Origin of the sequence: Methylobacterium sp. BE186, assembly GCF_031457035.1 — a bacterium.
Taxonomy (GTDB): Bacteria; Pseudomonadota; Alphaproteobacteria; order Rhizobiales; family Beijerinckiaceae; genus Methylobacterium; species Methylobacterium segetis.
On the sequence record NZ_JAVDVV010000022.1, the window covers coordinates 30,814 to 51,563 of the forward strand.

Annotated in this window: 21 protein-coding genes; 3 read left to right on the forward strand and 18 right to left on the reverse strand. The window is 71.3% G+C overall.

Going from position 1 to position 20,750, the window contains the following annotated elements; all coding sequences use genetic code 11:
- Positions 1-30 precede the first annotated feature (30 nt).
- The 7 genes from J2X36_RS19670 to purB all read right to left on the reverse strand — a co-directional run bounded on the left by J2X36_RS19670 (position 31) and on the right by purB (position 8,562).
- Positions 31-1,614 carry a histidine kinase gene (locus J2X36_RS19670; RefSeq protein WP_310352914.1) on the reverse strand — a complete coding sequence of 528 codons (1,584 nt, stop codon included), beginning with the start codon at positions 1,612-1,614 and terminating at the stop codon, positions 31-33.
- 88 nt (positions 1,615-1,702) lie between these two features.
- The gene (locus tag J2X36_RS19675; RefSeq protein ID WP_310352917.1) at positions 1,703-2,995 is read right to left on the reverse strand and encodes an adenylosuccinate synthase; all 1,293 of its coding nucleotides are present in this window, start codon (positions 2,993-2,995) and stop codon (positions 1,703-1,705) included.
- Positions 2,996-3,166: 171 nt separating this feature from the next.
- Positions 3,167-3,505 carry a hypothetical protein gene (locus J2X36_RS19680; RefSeq protein WP_310352918.1) on the reverse strand — a complete coding sequence of 113 codons (339 nt, stop codon included), beginning with the start codon at positions 3,503-3,505 and terminating at the stop codon, positions 3,167-3,169.
- Positions 3,506-3,588: 83 nt separating this feature from the next.
- Complete coding sequence (locus tag J2X36_RS19685; RefSeq protein WP_310352920.1) at positions 3,589-4,440, reverse strand: D-amino-acid transaminase; 852 nt, start codon at positions 4,438-4,440, stop codon at positions 3,589-3,591.
- 260 nt (positions 4,441-4,700) lie between these two features.
- Positions 4,701-5,795, reverse strand: a complete 1,095-nt coding sequence (locus tag J2X36_RS19690; protein ID WP_310352922.1) for a catalase family protein — start codon at positions 5,793-5,795, stop codon at positions 4,701-4,703.
- Positions 5,796-5,836: 41 nt separating this feature from the next.
- Positions 5,837-7,087, reverse strand: a complete 1,251-nt coding sequence (locus tag J2X36_RS19695; RefSeq protein WP_310352924.1) for a cyclopropane-fatty-acyl-phospholipid synthase family protein — start codon at positions 7,085-7,087, stop codon at positions 5,837-5,839.
- A gap of 164 nt (positions 7,088-7,251) precedes the next feature.
- The gene (purB, locus tag J2X36_RS19700) at positions 7,252-8,562 is read right to left on the reverse strand and encodes an adenylosuccinate lyase (protein WP_310352926.1); all 1,311 of its coding nucleotides are present in this window, start codon (positions 8,560-8,562) and stop codon (positions 7,252-7,254) included.
- A gap of 351 nt (positions 8,563-8,913) precedes the next feature.
- Here purB and J2X36_RS19705 point away from each other — a divergent pair, with 351 nt between their 5' ends.
- Complete coding sequence (locus J2X36_RS19705) at positions 8,914-9,381, forward strand: hypothetical protein (RefSeq protein ID WP_310352927.1); 468 nt, start codon at positions 8,914-8,916, stop codon at positions 9,379-9,381.
- A 4-nt stretch (positions 9,382-9,385) separates the two neighbouring features.
- On the opposite strand, the gene J2X36_RS19710 is transcribed toward J2X36_RS19705, so the two are convergent.
- From J2X36_RS19710 to J2X36_RS19720, 3 genes are all read right to left on the reverse strand, one after another.
- Positions 9,386-9,769: a response regulator gene (locus tag J2X36_RS19710; RefSeq protein ID WP_132255701.1), complete on the reverse strand. Its 384-nt coding sequence runs from the start codon at positions 9,767-9,769 to the stop codon at positions 9,386-9,388.
- Positions 9,770-9,907: 138 nt separating this feature from the next.
- Entirely contained in the window at positions 9,908-10,591 is a 684-nt protein-coding gene (locus tag J2X36_RS19715; RefSeq protein ID WP_310352928.1) for a hypothetical protein, read from the reverse strand.
- 96 nt (positions 10,592-10,687) lie between these two features.
- On the reverse strand, positions 10,688-10,921 hold the full coding sequence (locus J2X36_RS19720) for a hypothetical protein (protein WP_132255699.1): 234 nt from the start codon (positions 10,919-10,921) through the stop codon (positions 10,688-10,690).
- Between the two features lie 359 nt (positions 10,922-11,280).
- Here J2X36_RS19720 and J2X36_RS19725 point away from each other — a divergent pair, with 359 nt between their 5' ends.
- A complete protein-coding gene (locus J2X36_RS19725; protein ID WP_132255698.1) occupies positions 11,281-11,565 on the forward strand; it encodes a hypothetical protein in 285 nt (94 codons plus the stop codon).
- A 62-nt stretch (positions 11,566-11,627) separates the two neighbouring features.
- On the opposite strand, the gene J2X36_RS19730 is transcribed toward J2X36_RS19725, so the two are convergent.
- The 3 genes from J2X36_RS19730 to J2X36_RS19740 all read right to left on the reverse strand — a co-directional run bounded on the left by J2X36_RS19730 (position 11,628) and on the right by J2X36_RS19740 (position 13,905).
- A complete protein-coding gene (locus J2X36_RS19730; protein ID WP_310352929.1) occupies positions 11,628-12,083 on the reverse strand; it encodes a response regulator in 456 nt (151 codons plus the stop codon).
- Between the two features lie 94 nt (positions 12,084-12,177).
- Positions 12,178-13,548 carry a polyhydroxyalkanoate depolymerase gene (locus J2X36_RS19735; protein WP_405029825.1) on the reverse strand — a complete coding sequence of 457 codons (1,371 nt, stop codon included), beginning with the start codon at positions 13,546-13,548 and terminating at the stop codon, positions 12,178-12,180.
- Between the two features lie 156 nt (positions 13,549-13,704).
- Entirely contained in the window at positions 13,705-13,905 is a 201-nt protein-coding gene (locus tag J2X36_RS19740) for a hypothetical protein (RefSeq protein WP_132255695.1), read from the reverse strand.
- A 433-nt stretch (positions 13,906-14,338) separates the two neighbouring features.
- On the opposite strand from J2X36_RS19740, the gene J2X36_RS19745 reads away from it, so the two are divergent.
- Positions 14,339-16,465: a TonB-dependent siderophore receptor gene (locus J2X36_RS19745; protein ID WP_310352932.1), complete on the forward strand. Its 2,127-nt coding sequence runs from the start codon at positions 14,339-14,341 to the stop codon at positions 16,463-16,465.
- A 32-nt stretch (positions 16,466-16,497) separates the two neighbouring features.
- On the opposite strand, the gene J2X36_RS19750 is transcribed toward J2X36_RS19745, so the two are convergent.
- From J2X36_RS19750 to hemB, 5 genes are all read right to left on the reverse strand, one after another.
- Entirely contained in the window at positions 16,498-17,244 is a 747-nt protein-coding gene (locus J2X36_RS19750) for an arginyltransferase (protein WP_132255693.1), read from the reverse strand.
- 128 nt (positions 17,245-17,372) lie between these two features.
- A complete protein-coding gene (locus J2X36_RS19755) occupies positions 17,373-17,858 on the reverse strand; it encodes an RDD family protein (protein ID WP_132255692.1) in 486 nt (161 codons plus the stop codon).
- Between the two features lie 79 nt (positions 17,859-17,937).
- Positions 17,938-18,993 (reverse strand): methyl-accepting chemotaxis protein, encoded by a 1,056-nt coding sequence (locus J2X36_RS19760; protein ID WP_310352934.1) that lies wholly within the window; start codon positions 18,991-18,993, stop codon positions 17,938-17,940.
- Positions 18,994-19,149: 156 nt separating this feature from the next.
- Positions 19,150-19,536, reverse strand: a complete 387-nt coding sequence (locus J2X36_RS19765) for a hypothetical protein (protein ID WP_245516673.1) — start codon at positions 19,534-19,536, stop codon at positions 19,150-19,152.
- Complete coding sequence (hemB, locus tag J2X36_RS19770; RefSeq protein ID WP_310352935.1) at positions 19,533-20,603, reverse strand: porphobilinogen synthase; 1,071 nt, start codon at positions 20,601-20,603, stop codon at positions 19,533-19,535. The genes J2X36_RS19765 and hemB overlap by 4 nt, the downstream gene beginning before the upstream one ends.
- Between the last annotated feature and the right edge of the window lie 147 nt (positions 20,604-20,750).

Sequence of the window (20,750 nt, forward strand, 5' to 3'; positions counted from 1 at the left end):
GCCGCCGGCCTCGGCCGCCCCGTCAGCGCCTCATCGCCACTGCTCGAAGGCGCGCTGCAGCGCGTAGGCGCCGGAATTGCCCTTCTCGAAGGTGATCACGGCGCGCTGGCCGCTCGCGTATTTGACGGCGAGGTCGAACCAGTTCCGGTGGAGCAGCAGGTCGGTGTTGCGGTCGACGTCGTTGCGCAGCGACGACAGGCCGATCAGGAACAGGTTCTCGCGCACCCGCACCGGCAGGCCGGAGAGCGGCGAGCCGCGGGCCGCCTCCTCGTCCTTGGCCTGGAGGAGGCCGATATCCTGAACCGAGCGCCGCTCGCCGCCGGGCCCGCTCGGGGTGAAGGCGAGCTTGATCGTGTGCGAGGCGGGCAGCGTCGCGTCGAGGTTGCGCTGCAGGGTGGCGACCACGGTCAGGCCGGCCTCGGGGAAGTCCAGGGTCGCGACCACCGCCGTCTCCAGCGGCTGGCCCTGCTCGCCGCTCACCGATTCGAGGCGCCAGACCACCCGGCCCGTCGTCGAGCTGGGCTGCGCGTTCTGGCCCGCCGTGTTCTCCTCGATCAGCGTGGCGCGCTGGGCCACCGCGAGATCCGCCTGGCTCGGGGCGGGGGCGGGCGGCGCCTCGGCCTGCTGCGCCGCGCCCTGCTGCGCGGGCTGGGCGGGCTCGCCACCGACCCGGTCCGCGAATTTCTGGTCGCTGCCGTCGGCCGGGGCGCTGGTCTCGGCCTCCGTCTGCTGGAGGTCGGCGGGCCGGTCGCGCAGCAGGTAGGCGGCCACGGCGATGAGGCCGATCACCAGGGCGAGCACCGCGCCCACGAAGGCGTTGCGCAGCAGGGTCGAGCGGCCGGCGCGGGGCGACACCACGTCGATCCGCGGCCGCTGGCGCCCGCCCGCGGCGTCGGCGCGGGCCGGGACGATCTCGGTTTCCCCCTCCGGCCCGCGCTCGGCCGCGGCCTCGGGCGCCTCCGGAACGGGCTCCTCGACGGCGGCGGGCTTGGCCCGGCGCGCCGCGATGGCCACAGCCGGCGCCTCGCGCACCGGCTCGGGCTCCGGCCGGGGAGGGAGGCCGCCGAGATCGGGCGGCGAGGCCGGGGGCAGGGATGGGCCGGCCGAGGGGCCGGCCCCGGCGGGTTCCGCCTCCACGAAGACGGGCGGCGCCGGCTGTCGCGGGGGCTCGGCCTCGAACAGCCCGTCCTCCGGGTTCGGGTCGGGCCGGGCGGGCTCGACGAAGGGCGCCGCCTTCGCGACTTCGGGCTTCGCGGTTTCGGGCTTCGCGATGTCGGGCTTCGGGGGGTCGGATCTGACCGGCTCCGGCCGCGGCTCCGGCGCAGGGCGCGGGGGCGGGGCGGGTTCCGGCAGGGCGGAGGCCGGGCTCGGGTCGTTCGCGGGCGCGGGCGCGGGTAGGGGCGCGCCGCCGTAATCCACCTCCAGCCGCTCGATCGCGGCGTCGAGGGCCTTGCTCTCGAGGTCGATGTCGTCGGGCGAGAGCGGCGGCTCCAGGGAGCGGAGCTGGCCGATCAGGGCGCCGCGCGCGCGGTCGTAGACCGCCTTGCGCATGGCGGGCGAGCGGTCGGGCAGGGCGTCGAGCGCCCGCGCCAGCAACGGATAGTAGTCGGCCATCGTGCCCGGATCCGCCCTCTCGCCGTCCTCTTGCCGTCGCGCTCCCGCGCCGCCCGTGCCGGCTCGAGCCGACCGGCCGTGCCCGGGCTCAGTCCTCGAACGGGTTGTGCATCAGGATGGTGTCGTCGCGCTCGGGCGAGGTCGAGAGCAGGGCGACGGGCGCCCCGATCAATTCCTCGATCCGCCGCACGTACTTGATCGCCTGGGCCGGCAGGTCCGCCCAGGAGCGGGCGCCGGCGGTGGTGCCGCTCCAGCCCGGAATCGTCTCGTAGACCGGGGTGACGCGCGCCTGCGACCCCTGGCTCGCCGGCAGGTGGTCGAGGCGGGCGCCGTCGATCTCGTAGCCCGTGCAGACGCGGATCTCCTCGAACCCGTCGAGCACGTCGAGCTTCGTCAGCGCGATGCCGTCGATGCCGGAGGTCTGCACCGTCTGGCGCACGAGGGCCGCGTCGAACCAGCCGCAGCGGCGCTTGCGCCCCGTCACCGTGCCGAATTCGTGGCCGCGCTCGCCGATGCGCTCGCCGACCGCGTCGTGCAGCTCGGTCGGGAACGGGCCCTCGCCGACGCGGGTCGTGTAGGCCTTGGCGATGCCGAGCACGTAGCCGATCGCCCCCGGCCCGAGGCCGGAACCCGTCGCGGCCTGCCCCGCCACGGTGTTGGAGGAGGTGACGAACGGGTAGGTGCCGTGGTCGACGTCGAGGAGCGCGCCCTGCGCGCCCTCGAACAGGATGCGCTTGCCGCCGCGCCGCGCCTCGTCGAGGAGGTGCCAGACCGTGTCCTGGTAGGGGAGCACCCGGTCGGCGATGCCCGCGAGTTCCGCGTAGATCGCGTCGGGCGAGAATTCGGGCAGGCCGAAGCCGCGGCGCAGGGCGTTGTGGTGGGCAAGCAGCCGCTCGATCTTGGGGCCCAGCGTGTCGAGTTCCGACAGGTCCATCAGGCGGATCGCGCGGCGCCCCACCTTGTCCTCGTAGGCCGGGCCGATGCCGCGCTTCGTCGTGCCGATCTTGGTGCCCGGCGCCCCGTCCTCGCGCAGGGCGTCGAGTTCCCGGTGCAGGGAGAGGATGAGCGTGGCGTTGTCGGCGATGCGCAGGTTCTCGCGGCTCACCCGCACGCCCTGCGCGGTGATCCGGTCGATCTCGGCGACGAGGGCGTAGGGGTCGAGCACGACGCCGTTGCCGATCACGCCGAGCGTGTCGGGGCGCACCACGCCGGAGGGCAGCAGGGAGAGCTTGTAGACCGCCTCGCCGATCACCAGCGTGTGGCCGGCATTGTGGCCGCCCTGGAAGCGGACGACGATGTCGGCCTGCTCCGACAGCCAGTCGACGATCTTGCCTTTGCCTTCGTCGCCCCACTGGGCGCCTACGACGACGACGTTCGCCATGCGCTCAAAACCCGTACCGTTTCGCAAGGACGGGCTCCGGGCCGAGGGCCTCCGGTAACCCGTTGTCGGTAGGGTCTTTCCGCGATCCGGCCCGGGAAATCAAGCAAAGCGCCTGCAACCCGGCCAGACGGACGGGGACGACGTCCCCCCCGCGCCGGGCCGCGAGGCGTCCTATTTCGCCTCGGTGTTCGGCTGCTGGCCGGGCAGCTCGCCCGGCTTGATCACCGGCATCGTGCCCGCGTTCGGCTCCGGCGGCTTCACCACCATGCCGGGGGCGGCGTTGCCCGGCGGCTTGATGACGCCGTCATTCTTCTCGAGCTTGTCGCTCAGGGTCCCGTTCGTGCTCGAGCCGTCGTCCGGCCGCACCTTCTCGGGCGGGGTCTGGCTCTGGGCGGGCAGGTTCGGGTCGGTGTCGCGGCCCTTCAGGGGCGCATCGGGTTGCTGCGCGAGGGCCGCGCCGGCCGTGAGGCCGAGGGCGAGCAGGGCCAGCCCGGGGATCAGCTTCGGCATCGTTTCCTCTCTCGGAGAGTCTCGAGTTCCGAGAGGAACCGTTGCCCCTCCGATCCGTTCCTGCCGCCGCGGGGCCGGGCTCTTCACGATTCGAGGGCCATCGCGAGATAGAGTTCGCGCAGCCGCCGCGTCCGCGGGCCTGGCCGGCCCTCGCCGACCGGGCGCCCGTCGATCGCGACGACCGGCATCACGAAGGCCGAGGCGCTGGTGTAGAAGGCTTCCGCCGCCGCGTAGGCCTCCTCGACGGAGAAGGGCCGCTCCTCGATTCGCAGGCCCTCCTCCGCGGCGAGCCGCAGCACCGCCTTGCGGGTGATGCCGGGCAGGATCGCCGTCGAGAGCGGCCGGGTCACGATGCGCTCGTCCGCGGTGAGGATGAAGGCGGTCGAGGAGGAGCCCTCGGTGACGGCCCCGTCCTCGACCATCCAGGCCTCGGCGACGCCGGCGGCCGCCGCCGCCTGCTTGGCGAGAACCTGCGCCAGCAGCGCCACCGACTTGATGTCGCGCCGCTTCCAGCGCAGATCCTCCACGGTCACCACCTTCGCGCCCGCCTCGGCCAGCGGGTTGTCCCGGACCGCCTTCCCTTGCGTGAACATGACGACGGTCGGCGGCGTGCCGGGCGCCGGGAAGGCGAAGTCGCGCTCGGCGACGCCCCGCGTCACCTGCATGTAGACGAGGCCCTCGCCGACCGCGTTGCGGGCGACGAGCTCCGTCTCGAGCCGCGTCCATTCCTCCGCCGTGTAGGGGTTGGCGATGCCGATCTCGGAGAGGGAGCGGTCGAGCCGGGCGAGATGGGCGGCGTTGTCGACGAGCCGCCCCTCCAGCACCGCCGAGACCTCGTAGATCCCGTCCGCGAACAGGAAGCCCCGGTCCATGATCGGGACGCGCGCCTCCTCGAAGGGGACGAAGCGTCCATCGAGATACACGGTGCGGGACATGGGCTCTCCTCGGCTGCGGGCGCCCCTTCCAAGCATCGGCACGCCGCCGCCCGCAAGTGGCTCAACGACAGGGCAGGGTGCAGGATTCGTGCAGGGCGCCCCACCTCTCGCGTTCGGGAGAGGTCGAGTCCGCGGGACGCGGGCCGGGTGAGGGATCAGGGCCTTCCGGAGAGGGCGCATCCCTCACCCCAACCCTCTCCCGAACGGGAGAGGGGGCGCGGGGCGATCAGGCTGATCGGTCGGCCGCGGTCGATGCCGGCTCACAGCCCCGCCTGAGCGAGGCCGCCCGGCTCGTGGATCGGGCAGCCATTGTGCTCGGCGCGGAAGCCGGAGGATTTCGGGTAGACGGCGCGGCGCGCCCGCATGATCGAGCCGAGCGGCTGGTGCGCGGCGAGCCCGTGCCACGGGCTGAAGGCGAAGCCGTCGTCGATCGCCTTCACCTTGCCCTCGCTCCAGGCGTCCTGCCGGGGGACGGTGATGCGGGCCACCGCCCGGTAGGGGCTCTCCTCCTCCGGCCAGGGCACCGAGGCGTCCTCGATCGGCATCGTCTCCCGGTTCGTCCAGAGCTGCGCCCGCAGCTCCCAGACGCCCTCGTGCTCCGCGAAGAAGGCGGAGACGGCCTCGCGCAGGCCGTTGGGCTTCCCGTTGACGTTGAGCGCGGCGTTGGTCAGCGCGGTCAGTTCGGGAGAGACGGGCGCCACCGCGACCTTCGCCACGTAGTCGCCCCAGCGCACCGGGACCTGGCTGTAGAAGGTCTCGCCGAGGATGTGCGTCTCCGGGTGGCCGCCGAGCGCGATCACCGTCGGGCTCTTGGTGCCCAGCGCCTCCAGCACCGTCTCGACGCCGCGCAGCGTCGCGGAGAAGGCCTTCTTGAAGATCTGCGGCGTGTCGGTCGTCGCCGCGAGCAGCTTCAGGCTCTTGAGGAAGGCCTTGCCGTCCGGCGCCACGAAGGCGGGCGCGTTCGCCATCACGAAATCCTGGGTCGCGCCGTCGGCACCCGGCAGGCGCTCGCCCTCGACGCCGAGGATCTTGACCGCGAGGCCACGGGGCGTCGAGACGCTGTCGTCGAGGATGTCGCCGGGGTTGGTCGAGAGGCGCAGCACGACGTCGTGCGTGCCGGGCTTCGCGAAGAGCCCCTGCGCGAGCGCCGGATCGAGGCCGGGCAGCACCTCCAGCCGGCCGGTGAGGAGGCCGTGGCCCTTCGCGTGCACGCCGCGCACGGCGTGTCCGTAATCCTTGAGCGTGGTGCCCTGGATCTTGGCGAAGGTGGCGATCATCCCCTCGTGCGTCTCCGCCTCGTCGGGCGCGGGCGTCTCGACGGACGGGGCGAAGGGGATCGGCTGGGCATGCGGCACGGGTTGGCTCCTCGGCGAGGAAGACGGTCTCGGTTGCAAGCTCAACGGTAGTGCGTGAGCCCCGTTCCGCCCGCCCGCTCATGGGGGGGCGAGAGAGCGGCTTCGCGCCGACGCAGACGCCGCTCGGCGCGCGCGATGTAGTCGCGCGTCGCCGGCACCACGTCGTTGCGGCGGGCGAGGAGGATCTGGAACACGACCGCGTCCTCGTGCCGGAAGGCGGCCTCGGCCGCCGCGAGATACCAGTCCCACATCCGGCAGAAGCGGGCGTCGTAGAGGCGCTCGGCCTCCGCCCGCCGGGCGAGGAAGCGGGTGCGCCAGTCCCGCAGGGTCGCGGCGTAGTGCAGGCGCAGCACCTCGACGTCGTTGACGACGAGGCCCGAAGCCTCGATCGCCGGCACCATCTCCGAGAGCGTCGGCAGGTGGCCGCCGGGGAAGATGTAGCGGGTGATCCAGGGGTTCGTGGCCGCGGGCCGCCCCGTGCGGCCGATCGTGTGCAGGAGCATCACCCCGTCCTCGGCGAGGCGCTCCCGGCAGATCTGGAAGAAGGGGCCGTAATGGGCCGGCCCCACATGCTCGAACATGCCGACCGACACGATGCGGTCGAAGCTGCCGCGCACCGTCCGGTAATCCTCGAGCGCGAACTGCACCTGCTCCTCGAGCCCCCGCGCCAGGGCGCGCCCGCGCGCCGCCGCGTGCTGCTCGGCCGAGAGGGTGATGCCGCGCACCGTGGCGCAGCCCGCCACCTCGGCGAGGTAGAGCCCGAGCCCGCCCCAGCCGCAGCCGATGTCGAGCACCCGGTGGCCCGGGCCCGCCATGACCTTCGCGGCGATGTGGCGCTTCTTGGCGGCCTGCGCGGCGTCGAGGTCGATCCCGGGCGCCGCGTAATAGGCGCAGGAATATTGCCAATCCGCGTCGAGGAAGAGGCCGTAGAGCCGCCCGTCGAGGTCGTAGTGCCGGGCGACGTTGTGCCGGGCCCGCTCCGGGCCGTTGCGGTCGAGGAGGCGGCGCAGGAGGGCCCGCGCTAGCCCGTGCCCGCGCAGGGGCGGGAAGGGCGGCGAGCCGTGGTTGGCCGCGAGCAGGACCGCCATCAGGTCGGGCAGCGTCCCGTCCTCGATGGTGAGCCGCCCGTCCGTGAAGAGCTCGCCGAGCCGCAATTCCGGGTCGAGCAGGGCGGCGCGCTCGGCCGCCGCGTCGCGGAAGCGGATCGCGACTTCGGGACCGCGCCCGTCGCCCGCGTCGAAGCGGTAGCCGCTCGCCGTCGTCACGGTGAGCCGGCCGCTGAGGCCGCTCATCCCGAAGGCCCACTCTAGAATCCGGTCGAGCAGCACGCCGCAACCTCTAGATGCAGGACTTGTGTCCGCCCGTAGAGGTCGTCCGTCACGGCGTGGCCGTCAAGCGGTCACGCTCGGCTCGGTCCGGTTTGCGCCCGCTTCGTCGGGTTCGGACGGAGCGCGCGTCAGGCCTGCCCGCCGAACACCCGCTCGAAGATCGTGTCCACGTGCTTGAAGTGGTAGGCGAGGTCGAAGCATTCCTCGATCTGCTCCGGGCGCAGCGCCGCGGTGACCTCCGGGTCCGCCTTGAGCAGGGTCAGGAAGTCGCCCTCGCCGCGCCAGACCGGCATCGCGTTGCGCTGGACGAGGCGGTAGGAATCCTCCCGCGACAGCCCGGCCTGGGTCAGCGCCAGCAACACCCGCTGCGAGTGGACGAGCCCGCCGAGACGGTCGAGGTTCTTCTGCATGTTGGCGGGGTAGATCAGCAGCTTGTCGACGACGCCGGTCAGCCGCGCCAGGGCGAAATCGAGGGTGATCGTGGCGTCCGGCCCGATCATCCGCTCGACGGAGGAGTGCGAGATGTCCCGCTCGTGCCAGAGCGCGACGTTCTCCATCGCGGGCAGCGCGTAGGCCCGCACCATGCGGGCGAGGCCGGTCATGTTCTCGGTCAGAACCGGGTTGCGCTTGTGCGGCATCGCCGAGGAGCCCTTCTGCCCCTCGGAAAAGAATTCCTCGGCCTCCAGCACCTCGGTGCGCTGCAGGTGCCGGATCTCGATCGAGAGGCGCTCCACGGAGGAGGCGACGACGCCGAGGGTGGCGAAGAACATGGCGTGCCGGTCGCGCGGGATCACCTGCGTCGAGACGGGCTCCGGCGTCAGGCCCATCTGCTTGGCGACGTATGCCTCCACCCGCGGATCGATGTTGGCGAAGGTGCCGACCGCGCCCGAGATCGCGCAGGTGGCGACCTCCTCGCGGGCCGCGACGAGGCGGGCGCGGGCCCGCTCGAACTCGGCATAGGCCTGGGCGAGCTTGAGGCCGAAGGTGACGGGCTCGGCGTGGATGCCGTGCGAGCGGCCGATCGTCGGCGTGAGCCGGTGCTCGAAGGCGCGGCGCTTGAGGGCGGCGAGCAGCGCGTCGACGTCGGCGATCAGAATGTCGGCCGCGCGCACGAGCTGCACGTTGAGGCAGGTGTCGAGCACGTCCGACGAGGTCATGCCCTGGTGGACGAAGCGCGCCTCGGGTCCGACGATCTCGGCCAGATGCGTCAGGAAGGCGATCACGTCGTGCTTCGTCACCGCCTCGATGGCGTCGATGCGGGCGACGTCGAAGACCGCGTCGCGGCCCTTCTCCCAGACCCTCTCGGCGGCCTCCCGCGGCACGACGCCGATCTCGGCGAGCGCGGTGGTGGCGTGCGCCTCGATCTCGAACCAGATCCGGAAGCGGGTTTCCGGCGACCAGATCGCGGTCATCGCGGGGCGGCTGTAGCGGGGGATCATGCGTGACGCTTCCTGCGGGGCCGCCCGCCGCGCGCCGGCCGTTCACCGGCCCCGGGGCTTCGTGCGGGCTGACGGGCGTTGGCTATTCAATGCGCCGGGGGAAGGCAAGGCGTCCGTGGGCCGGCAGGGTCCTCTTGCAGGACCCGCTCGCCGGACCTTGCAGCCCGTTCCAGTCACGTGAGCAAGCAAAGCCGAAGATCAGCAAATGTTATCGTCAATGGATGGTACGGAATTGAACTGCGAAGCGAAACGTATTTTCGACATAAATACGCACCCCAATCGAGGATGATCAGCGCGGTTGCGTTGGAGTTGGCTGGTCGAGTGCGTGCAATGACAGGTGGAGTATCCGTGATGGCATCCAGCGCACCGGCCGTATGGGCGGCGGGGTTCGTCTGCCTCCTCGGCATCTCGACGGCGGAGGCGGCCCATTGCCGATCGGGCCAATATTATCGTCCCTCCCGCGGGATCTGCGTCTCGGAGCGGGCCTTCCGCCGGGACGTGCAGCGGGCGGGCTTCCACGCGGCGCGCGGCGGGCGCCGCCTCGCGCGGCACAGGCGCGGCGTGCGGGTCGTGGTCGTGGAGCGGGAGGTCCCGGTCTATATCGAGCGCGTCGTCCGGCGGGAGAAGCCCGCCCCCGTCGCGCTCGCCAGCGCCGACCCGGACATCCTGCCGGTGACGACCGGCTCGGTCGCCCCCGCGCCGGCACCCGCGCAGGAGCCGGAGCCGGCGCTCGCGGTGCCGCTTCCCTACGTGACGGGGGGCTTGCACTCGCTGAGCCCGCTGCCGCCGAAGGCGCGGGGCTGGGAGTGGCAGCGCTGAGGGCTCAGCGGAGGGCGGCCGCCTGCTCGGCGGCCCGCAGCACGTCGATGGAGCGCCACGGCTTCTGCAGGTAGGTCGCGCCGGCGGGCAGGTGCTCGATCCGGTCGCCCGGGTCGCCGGAGGTCAGGAGCAGCTTGATCCAGGGCCAGCGGGTGCTCACCGCCCGGGCGAGGTCGACCCCGTCGAGGATGCAGGGCAGCCGCACGTCCGCGAAGATCAGGGCCACCTCGTCGGCATGGGCGCGCAGGTGGTGCAGGGCCTCCTCGCCGCTATCCGCCTCGATCACCCGGAGCTCCGTCTCCTCCAGGACCGCGGCGGCGAGGGTGCGCAGCGTTCGATCGTCCTCGACGACGAGAGCGGTCCGTGCAGGGGGCGTCGCCTGTCCCATTCACCTCTCCCTTGTTGCCGCGGCCCGGGCAGCTGCCCGGACGCCGACGGTCGAGGCGCGCGATGATGCGGCGGGGCGGCCCCGGGCACCGTAGGTAACCACGGCGCACCCGTCTGGTTCAATCCCCGCCCGCCGGGCTCAATCCTCGGGGAGGGGCTCCTTGCCCGTCGGCTCCGGCTCCTCGCCGGGGGCGGCCCGGGGCGCCGGGATCCGGCCGGGGGGCGCCTTCGCGGCCTGGGCGTCGGCGGGGGCGGCGGAGGGCGGGCGCGCCGGCCCGGCAATGTCCTCGGGCCGGCGCAGGTCGATCGTCTCGGTCTGGGGCGCGGCGACCCGGTAGCCGAGGGCGCCCGCGGTGCCCGCGAGGTCCCGGGCGGCCGCGCGCCCGCTCTCGAGCCCGTGGCAGACCGCGAAGTAGGTCGCGGCGACGTTGGCGTAGCGGCGCACGGTCTCGCGGGAATCCTGGGTCGCGAAGGGCGCGAGCAGGATGCCCACCGTGCGCCCCTGCTTCTCGGCGACGAGCGCGGGCCGGGTCGGCGAGCAATAGACGTAGCCCGTCTCCTCGGTGCGGGGCTCGCGCCCGCTCGGGCTCGCGTGGAAGGTCTTGAAGCGGGTCCGCTTGAGGGTGCCCTCCGGGTCCGTCCGCACGGTCTCGACGGCCAGGATCGCGAACTCGTCGCAGCCGTCCGGCTGGCAGAGGCCGCGGACGAGGTCGGCCCGGTTGTACTCCTGGCGGGCCTTGTCCGGCGCCCTGTCCTGCGGCTTGTCCTGCGCCTGGGCCGCGCCGGTGAGCAGCAGGCCGGCGAGAAGGGTCGCGATCCGCATGTCGTCTCTCCATCCCCCGGCCGGTCGGTTAGGGAGAGAGTTTGTCAGTCGCGAGGCAGCCTAGCCCGAGGCAGCCTCACCCGAGGGCCGAAGGGCTCAGCCGCGCCGGTCCCGCGCCTCGCGGGCGGCGCTGATTGCGGTCGCCGGCGGGGCGCTCGCGAGAGCGGGCGCGTTGTCGAGGCCGCCGAGGGCGGCGGCGACGTGCAGGCCGAGGACGGGGACGAAGACGAGCCCCATCATGAAGACGATGATGAGGGCGATGCTCCGGTCGCGCGAGGTGCGGGAGGCGGCCTTGGGCGCGCGCCGGGTGCGGGTCTTGAGGGTCGTCATGGCTCACCTCGTTCGAACGGCCGCCGGGGGCCGTTCGCGGGCGAGCCCGATCAAGCGATCAGGCGCGGGTCTCGCGGGCGGCCGAAGGCGGCACGAACCATCGACTACTGTCGCTGGGCATGGGGTTTGCAGGTTCCAGTGGGGTCGCGGTTCTGCCTCGGGCAGGATCTCGCGACTGCGACGGACATGATGCAGCACAATGGTTTCGTCAACCCTAAGACGGTGCGCGGAAGGCGCGATCGCGGCATGAGCGGGCCGGGACTCTCGGGGGCGTGGCAATGCTTCCACAGGTCATGCCGCGCCCGCCCGTTCGTGGTAAGCCTCGCCCTCCCGGAGACGATGCGTGTGAGGAGGCGGCGATGACTCCCCTTTCGGCTCTCCAAGCCCCGGTCGATCACGAGGTCCTGCTCGGCGAGATCCAGCACGTCCTCGCGGCCCTCGCCGATGTCGAGACGGATTTCGCGGTGGCCTGCGAGGAGGCGAGCGAGGCGGCGGCGGTCGCGCAGCCCGGGGCCGCGCCACGGGGGCGGCCGGACCTGCAGCGCCTGGAGGCGGAGCGGCAGCGCCGCCGGGAGCCGCTGATCCGGCGGCTCGACAGCCTCGACCGCGCCTGCCGGGCGCTGTTTCCGGCCAATGCCTGCTGAGGGCGGCCAAGCCGCCGGGGCCTGCTGAGGGCGATCAGCCCGCCGGGGCCTGCTGAGGCCGGTCAGGCCGCCGGGGATGTCGGGTGCGGGGCGGGATCGGCCAGCCCGCTCGCGCAGAGGAGTTCGGCGATCTGCTGCGGCTCGATCGGCTTCTCGCAATGGCGCAGCCCGCCGTAGCGCGGAGGCAGCGTCCCCGCGCTGTAGCCCGTCGCGAACAGGAACGGCACGCCGCGCGCGATCAGGGCGTCGGCGACCGGAAACGCCATCTCGCCGCGCAGGTTGATGTCGAGCACCGCCGCGTCGAGGGCCGGCGTCGCCGCGATCAGCGTGAGCGCCTCGGTGACGCTGGGGACCGGCCCGACGATCTCCGCGCCGCTCGCCGCGAAGTGGCGCTGCAGGTCGGAGGCGAGGAAGTAATCGTCCTCGACGAGCAGCACGACGCGGCCTTTCAGGTGCCCCGTCTCCGGCTCCCCCGTCTCCGGCTCCCCCGACTCCTCCTGCCCCGTCTCCTGCGGCATGTCACGACCCCGTCGGTGCGGCGCTCCGACGGGAGGTCTCGCATGGCCCGGCCCGGGCTGCCTTCAGTTAGGTTAGAGCGCGCCCGTTCCGGGATCACGCCTGCGCGATCACGCGGACCCGCTGCCTCCGCGGCTCGGCCTCGATCTCCGCCCGCCCGGCCCGGTCCGGGCCGAGGAGGGGCGCGGCGTGCGGCAGGGGGCGGGCCGCCGGGCGGGGCGTCGCCGCGACGAGGATCGGCCGGCGCGCCGCGCGGGGCTGCTCGATCGGCCGGGCATGGGCCGCCATGAAGGCCGAGAGCTTCGGGGCGATCTCCGCGCGGAAGCGCGAGCCGTTGAAGATGCCGTAATGCCCGGCGCCGGGCTGCAGGTGATAGGCTTTCTTCGCCTCCGGCAGGTTCCCCGCCAGGTCGAGCACCGCCCGGGTCTGGCCGACGCCGGTGATGTCGTCCTTCTCGCCCTCGACGGCCATGATCGCGCAGCGGCGGATCGCGGCGAGGTCGACCGGCCGGCCGCGATGCATCATGCGGCCGCGCGGCAGGTCGTGCGTGATGAAGACGCGCTCGATCGTTTGCAGGTAGAACTCGGCGGTGAGGTCCATCACCGCGAGATACTCGTCGTAGAAGCTGCGGTGCTTGGCGGCCGAGTCGCCGTCGCCCTCGACGAGGTGGTTGAACATGTCCCAATGCGCCGAGAGGTGGCGGTCGAGGTTCATGCTCACGAAGCCGGTCAGCTGCAGGAAGCCGGGATAGACCGAGCGGCCCTGGCCCGCATGCCCCCACGGCACGGTGTGGATGCAGTGCCGCTCGAACCAGGGCAGGCCGCGCTCCGAGGCGAGGCGGTTCACCGCGGTCGGCGAGACGCGGGTGTCGATGGGGCCGCCGATGAGGGTGGCGGTCTGCGGGATGCGCGGATGGTCCTCGGCCTCCATCCGGGCGATGGCGGCGAGCACCGGCACCGAGGGCTGGCAGACGGCCGCGACGTTGAGGTCGGGGCCGAGCGCCGAGAACATGGCGATGCAGTAATCGACGTAATCGTCGAGGTCGAACCGCCCCGCCGACAGCGGCACCTCCTTGGCGTCGAGCCAGTCGGTGATGAAGACCTGGTGCGTCTCGAGGAAGGCCTCGACGGTGCCGCGCAGCAGCGTGGCGTAGTGGCCCGACATCGGCGCGACGAGGAGCAGCTTCGGCTTGGTTGAGCGCGCCTCCGGAGCAATCTCGCCGAAGGCGACCACCCGGCAGAACGGACGCTCCCAGACGACGCGCTCGGGCACGCCGAGATCGAAGATGGGTTTGGCGTAGGTGCGGGTGGCGCGCTCGAAGATCTCGCAGGACGCCGCCATCATGCGGCTGCCCGGCGCGGCGGCGAACGGGTTGAACGGATTTTCGCACGCGAGCTTTACAGCATCGGCCGCGATCCGCGCCGGCGCAAGCATCAGGTTACACGTGTCGCGTGTGAAATACAGCAAAGCGTGCGCTCCCTAGAACAGCACGCTTTTGCCGCTGTCCTTATTTCATCTTGGGGACGACCAACGCACGTGGGTGATGATGGGTTGCTCGCGAAAAGAAGCCGGCTGTTGATGGCGTCCCCAGCGCGCGGCCCGGCAAGGGCTCGAAAAGCGCCCTCAAGCCGCCCGGCGGCGGGCCGTGGCGCCGAGGGGCCCGGCATGCAGCCGGTCGATCAGCGCGGCCATCTCGTGGCTGAGGGGGGCGTGGTGCACGGGTGGCAACGCGTCGCAGAGCAGGGGGGCGAGGCCCTTCACGACGCCGCGCAGGGCGGCCGCTTCGAGGGGGCGCAGGTCCGGACGGGGGAATGAGGTCGGCATGGTGGTCCTCTCTCGTGGTCCCGGTCCGCCCATGCGCTCACGCTCAAGCGGGCGAAATGTGGCGGATGCAAGCTGTGCTGTTGATTCGTGCTCGCCTGTGGCCTGCCGGTCACAGGTGGTCCGACGCGCCCCGACGGCCGTCCCGCCGCGTCATCGAGCGCGCGGAATGTTGCTCGTCAGCCACATCCAGACATATCCGGAAACACACTGGAAGAATTCCAGGATGAATGTCGGGCCAGGATTCGTATTGCTGCGGATCACCTTAGCATTCTGATTAAATTCCTTCTTAGAATTCCTTCAAACAAGCAAGGAGTGATTTGCCGCGCACGACGGCTTGCTCGCGCAATCGTCTCGATTACAGCGCCTCGCATCACCGCACGCCGAGACGTGCGGACGTCTTGAGAAAAACAGGGCGCAACGAGGGCGGGATCGGATGAGACATACCACTGAAGCCTGCGTCGTCGGCATCCTTCTCGCCGGGACCGCCCTGAGCCCCGCGGCTCTGGCTCAGCCCGTTCCCGGCGGCGAGGGCGTCACCCTCGATCAGCTCAGCGTCGAGGGCCAGCGCGGCAATACGGTCGGCTACCTGACGAAGCGGAGTTCGACGGCGACGAAGACCGACACGCCGCTCCTCGACACGCCGCAATCCGTCACCGTGGTGACGCAGCAGCAGATCCGCGATCAGGGCTTCCAGAGCATCAACGAGGCGATCCGCTACGTGCCGGGCGTGATCCCGCACCAGGGCGAGGGCAACCGCGACGACGTCGTCATCCGCGGCCAGCGCTCGAACGCGGATTTCTTCGTCAACGGCATCCGCGACGACGTCCAGTATTTCCGCGACCTCTACAACACCCAGCGGATCGAGGTGCTGAAGGGGCCGAACGCGATGATCTTCGGCCGCGGCGGCGGCGGCGGCATCATCAACCGCGTCCTCAAGGAGGCGGATGGCGTGCCGATTCGCGAGGTGCTCGTCCAGGGCGGCCAGTACGGGAACAAGCGCGTCGCGATCGACGCGGGCGACCGGGTCAGCGACAGCGTCTTCTTCCGCCTCAACGGCGTCTTCGAGGACACGGCGACCTATCGCGACTTCGTCGACATCCGCCGCTACGGCGTCAACCCGACGATGACCTTCCTGCTCGGGCCGGCGACGACCCTGAAGCTCTCCTACGAGTACTTCCACGACGACCGGACCACGGACCGCGGCATCCCCTCGCAATTCGGCCGGCCCTACCGCTACCGCGAGAACACCGCGACCTTCTTCGGCAATCCGGACCTGAACCGGGCCAGGGTCGACGCCAACATCGCCACCGCCGTGCTCGACCACCAGTTCGAATCCGGCGTGCAGATGCACAGCCAGCTCCGCTTCGCCGATTACCAGAAGTTCTATCAGAACGTCTTCCCCGGCGGGGCGGTGAACGCCGCCGGCACGCAGGTCAACTTGTCCGCCTACAACAACGAGACCGACCGGACGAATTATTTCAGCCAGAACGACTTCACCTACAAGTTCGAGACCGGCCCGCTGCGCCACACCCTGCTCGGCGGCGTCGAGCTCGGCTACCAGCAGGGCCTCTCCTACCGGCAGGACGGGTTCTTCAACACGACGGGGACGCAGACCCTGGTGGTGAACCCGCTGAGCCCCGTGAGCCGCGTCGGCGTCACCTTCCGCAACATCCCGTCGGGCGCCAACAGCCTCTACGATCTCGGCCTCGCCGCCCTCTACGCGCAGGACCAGATCGAGGTGAACGAGCACCTGCAATTCATCGGCGGCCTGCGCTACGACCATTTCGACTTCGCCTCCCGCGACCGGCGCAGCAACGCCACGATCGGCCGCGTCGACGACCTCCTGTCCCCGCGCGCGGGCGTCGTCGTGAAGCCCTTCGAGAACCTCGCCTTCTACGGCAGCTACAGCGTGTCCTACCTGCCGTCGGCGGGCGACCAGTTCAGCGCGCTCAGCGCCGGCACGGCGATCGCGCAGCCGGAGAAGTTCGAGAATGCCGAGATCGGCGTGAAGTACGACGTCAACCCGTCCTTCCAGCTCACGGGCGCGCTGTACAACCTCGACCGCACGAACCAGCGGCTGGCCGATCCGAACCGGCCGGGCTTCTTCCTCCTGTCCGGCCGCACCAACACGCAAGGGGCGGAGATCGGCGCGAACGGCTACGTCACCGATTGGTGGCAGGTGGCGGGCGGCTACGCCTTCACGGATGCGCGCATCGCGAGCGACGTGTCGACCACGATCGTGGCCGGCAACACGGTCGGCCTCGTGCCCTTCAACACCTTCACCCTGTGGAACAAGTTCGACGTGACGGAGCGCTTCTCCTTCGGCGTCGGCTTCATCAACCAGACCCACACCTTCGCGTCCTCGGACAACACGGTGCGTCTGCCGAGCTTCTCCCGGGTCGACCTCGGCCTGTTCTACCGGGTGAGCGACACGGTGCGGGCGCAGCTCAACATCGAGAACCTGTTCGACCGCCGCTACATCGCCACCGCCGACGGCAACAACAACATCACGCCGGGCGCGCCGCGGCTGATCCGCGTGCAGTTGATCGCGCAGTTCTGAGGGACGGGCCGCGTCGTCCCGGGGCGCGCGGCCTACTCCACCCGGGCCCAGCCCTGCGCCAGCAGGCGCTCCTGGGGCAGGAAGCGGGCCTTGTAGTCCATCTTGCGGGAGCCTTCGACCCAGTAGCCGAGATAGAGGTAGGGCAGGCCGAGAGCCCGCGCCCGCAGGATGTGGTCGAGGATCATGTAGGTCCCGAGCGAGCGCGCGGCCGCCTCGGGATCGTAGAACGAGTAGACCATCGACAGGCCGTCGGCGAGGACGTCGGTCAGGCAGAGGGCGAGGGGCGAGCCCGCCCCGCGGCCGTTGATCGCCGTGTCCGGCCCGCGGCGGCGGTAGGTCACGAGATGCGTGTCGACGTGGCTGTCCTCGATCATCATGGCGTAGTCGAGCACGGTCATGTCGACCATGCCGCCGTCGCCGTGGCGGGCGTCGAGATAGCGGCGGAACAGGGCGTACTGCTCCGAGGCCGGCCGGTTCGCCTCCGGGCTGCCGACGAGGTCGGCGTTGCGGGCGAGGATGCGGCGCTGGCTCGCCGTCGGCCGGAAATCGTCCACCACCACCCGCACCGAGATGCAGGCCCGGCAGGTCTCGCAGGCCGGCCGGTAGGCGATGGTCTGCGAGCGGCGGAAGCCCCCCTGCGTCAGGATCTCGTTGAGGTCGCGGGCGCGCCGCCCGACGAGGTGGGTGAAAACCTTCCGCTCTTCCTGCCCCGGCAGGTAGGGGCAGGGGGAGGGGGCCGTGAGATAGAATTGGGGAGTATCGCGCGGGTGGCTCGTCACGCTTCAGGTCGCCCTCGAGGCCGGCGGCGCGCGCCGCGCCGCCGCGTTTGAGTTTAGCGTCGATGGGGCGCCGCTCAACAGCCTCGTTTGCCGCGCGGCGAGGATTTCAACGTCGGGAATCGGACCGTTCAGGCCGCCCGCACCACGGCGAGGCCGAGGATGAGGTCGTGCCCGAGGCGACGGTCGCTGCGCACCACCCCGAACAGCACGTCCACGCACCAGAGCAGGAAGGTCGAGAGCGCCACGTAGAACAGCAGCGCGTGCACCGCGGCCGTGATCATGTCGACCGGGCGCCCGCTCTCGGTGGCGACGCGCAGGCCCATCATGCGCATCCCGATCGTGCTCTGCTTCGCGCCGCCGACCGTGATCATGCTGTAGAGCACCCCGCTCGCGGGCATGATCGCGAACAACGTCCACCCCAGCCCAAACGTGATCACTCCGATCACCGCGATCGCGATCCAGAGCAGGGTCGAGAAGCCGAGGATGAACAGGATGTCGAGCAGGTAGGCGACGAAGCGCGCCCCGAGGCTGCCGCGCAGGGCGGGCAGGGTCATCGGGGCATTGTAGCCGGGCGCGTCGAGGCGCTCGGCGTAACCGGGCGGGGGATTGAGCATGGCCGCGTCCTCACGGGGCGAGACGATCGCCCCCGATGAGGTAGGAAGCGGAATCCTCCCGCTCAAGGTCGGACCGCCCTCAGCCGGGCTCCTGTTCGATCACGCCCCGCCAGCCGAGCCCCTGATAGGTCTCGTAGCCGGGCGTGGCGTGGAAGGCGACGAGGCGCCCGCCCGCATCGACATAGGCGCCGTGCGTGGCCCCCTCCGTGCGCAGCGGGTAGCGCTCCGACAGGAGGCCCTTGCCCTTCGAGCAGGCGAGAACGCGGTTCTCCGCGTCGAGGAGCAGCACCCGGCTGCGCGCCCGCTCGTCGGCGGCGAGCCGCACGCCCTCCACCACGGCCCGCGCCTGAGGCTCCCAGTCGAAATGGATCGCGAGGTAGCCGAGGGGGCGCCCCATCGCCTCGCCCCCCTCGCGCACCGAGGCCGCGTAGGTCGCGGTCTGGGCGCCGCCGAGCCCCGCCGAGCGGCCGACATCGGCCACCGCGAACTCGTCCCCGCAGGTGAGGCGGCGGGCCCGCTCGAACCAGGGCTCGGCCCGCACGTCGCGCCCGCGCACGTCGAAACGGTCGGGCCGCCCGTTGGCGATCACCCGGCCATCCAGGCCGCACAGCCAGAGATCGAGATAGACCGTGTAGGAGGAGAGGATGACGCCGAGCCGCCGGCTCGCGAAGGCTCTCGCCTCCTCGGTCGGGTCCGCGGCGCAATCGACGACGGCGGCGTCGGTCGCCCACCAGCGCACGTCGCAGGTGCGCTCGTAGAGATTGCGGTCGATGATCTCGATCGCGTTGAGGGCGAGATCGACGCAGCGCGCCGACCGCGCCTCGGCGGCGAGCCGGCCCACCGCCTCCGTGAGCGTGGCCACGCCCTCGCCGAGGGAGGTGCCGAGCCGCGCCGTCAGCCCGTCGATCTCGCCCGCGACGCCGCGGACCTCTTGCGCCACGACCGAGAAGCCGGCCCCGTGGGAGCCCGCATGCGCCGCCTCGATCAGCGCGTTCATCGCGAGCAGATGCATGCGCCGCGTGATGTTTCGGATCGATCCGATGCTGGTCGAGGTCGAGATTTTCAGGGCGCTGGTCGAGCGATCGACGAGCGTCGTCAGGTTTTCCGGTCCGGCTGACAGCTCGGCATTGCTCATTTTCTGCTTAATCCAGCGGACGATGAGCGATATTTGATCGCTTTCGTACGAACAGATTCTTAATGCAGTGCAGCATCCGTGCACCAATTTTTCGCACTGCGATAGAATCTCATGACACTTACGACGGCAGGTTGTCGCTCGATCAGGCTTCGGCGCTCAATTCCGGCGCAGGGCTTCTCCCGGGTCCGCGGCCTCGGCGTCCGGCGTGTCGAGGTAGTAGCGCTTGAGGAGATACAGAGCGGCGCCGTTCAGGGCCGTGCCGTCATGCGTGACGGCGATCAGCTCCGCGCCCGCGTTGAAGCGGCAGAGGGCGGTGTGGGGCCGCGGTCCGGTCGCGTAGTCGACGCGCACGCTGTCGGGGGCGGGGCCGGCGCCCACCCGCAGGATCCTCATGTCCGTCTCGCCCGGCACCAGCGCCGGCACGGCGCGCCGGCAGAGGGTGATGCGCTGGTGCTGCACCGCGCTCTCGCAGGCGGCGAGGCTGAGGAGAAATCCGCCGAGCGCGCCGGCGAGCAGAAGCCCGCGGGCGCCGAGCCGCGTCACGCCCCGGCGCGCAGGCGCTCGGCGATGCGCGGGGCGTAGTAGGTCAGCACCCCGTCGGCGCCCGCGCGCTTGAAGGCGAGCAGGCTCTCCGCCATCGCGCGCTCGCCGTCGAGCCAGCCGTTGCGGGCCGCGGCCTCGATCATCGCGTACTCGCCCGACACTTGGTAGGCGAAGGTCGGCACCGCGAACTCGTCCTTCACCCGGCGGATGATGTCGAGATAGGGCAGGCCCGGCTTCACCATCACGGAATCCGCCCCCTCGGCGAGGTCGAGGGCGACCTCGCGCAGGGCTTCGGCGCCGTTGCCCGGATCCATCTGGTAGGTGCGCTTGTCGCCCACCAGCGCCGCCTGCGTGCCGATCGCGTCGCGGAAGGGCCCGTAGAAGGCGCTCGCGTATTTCGCCGCGTAGGCCATGATCTGGACGTCGCGGAAGCCGGCCCTGTCGAGCCCGGTCCGGATCGCGCCGACGCGGCCGTCCATCATGTCGGAGGGGGCGATGATGTCGGTGCCGGCCTCGGCCTGGATCAGGCTCTGCTCCACGAGGAGCGCCACCGTCTCGTCGTTGAGGATGGCGCCCTCCTCCAAGAGCCCGTCATGGCCGTGGCTCGTGTAGGGGTCGAGGGCGACGTCGGTCATGACGCCGATCTCGGGAACCGCCGCTTTCACCGCCCGCACAGCCCGGCAGACGAGGTTGTTGCGGTTGAGCGCCTCCGAGCCCGTGGGATCGCGCAACTCCTTCTCCGTGTACGGAAAGAAGGAGATCGCCGGGATACCGAGCCGGGCCGCGCGCTCGGCATCGCGCACGACCTCGTCCACGCTCAGGCGCTCGACGCCGGGCATCGAGGCGATGGGCTCCCGGCGGCCGCTGCCCTCGATCAGGAAGAGCGGCCAGATCAGGTCGTCCACGGTGAGCGTATGCTCGCGCACGAGGCGGCGGGACCATTCGGCCTTGCGGTTGCGGCGCGGGCGCTGGGTGATCGTCAGGCTCTCGCCGCGCCCGCCTTCCCGGGCGGTCTCCACCGCGAGCGGTCGCGGCTGGGGCGTATCGTTCGATCGGTTCTGCGACATGGCTGGGCTTGTTCTTCCGTGGCGCCGCGGCAGGCCCGGGGCCACCGCGAGCCCGGGCCTATCACTTCGCGATTTGGCGGGGAACCCGGCTCTCCGTGGGCTCGGTTGACGCGGGCCGTCTCGTCGGAGTCTAAGCGTCGCGCATGG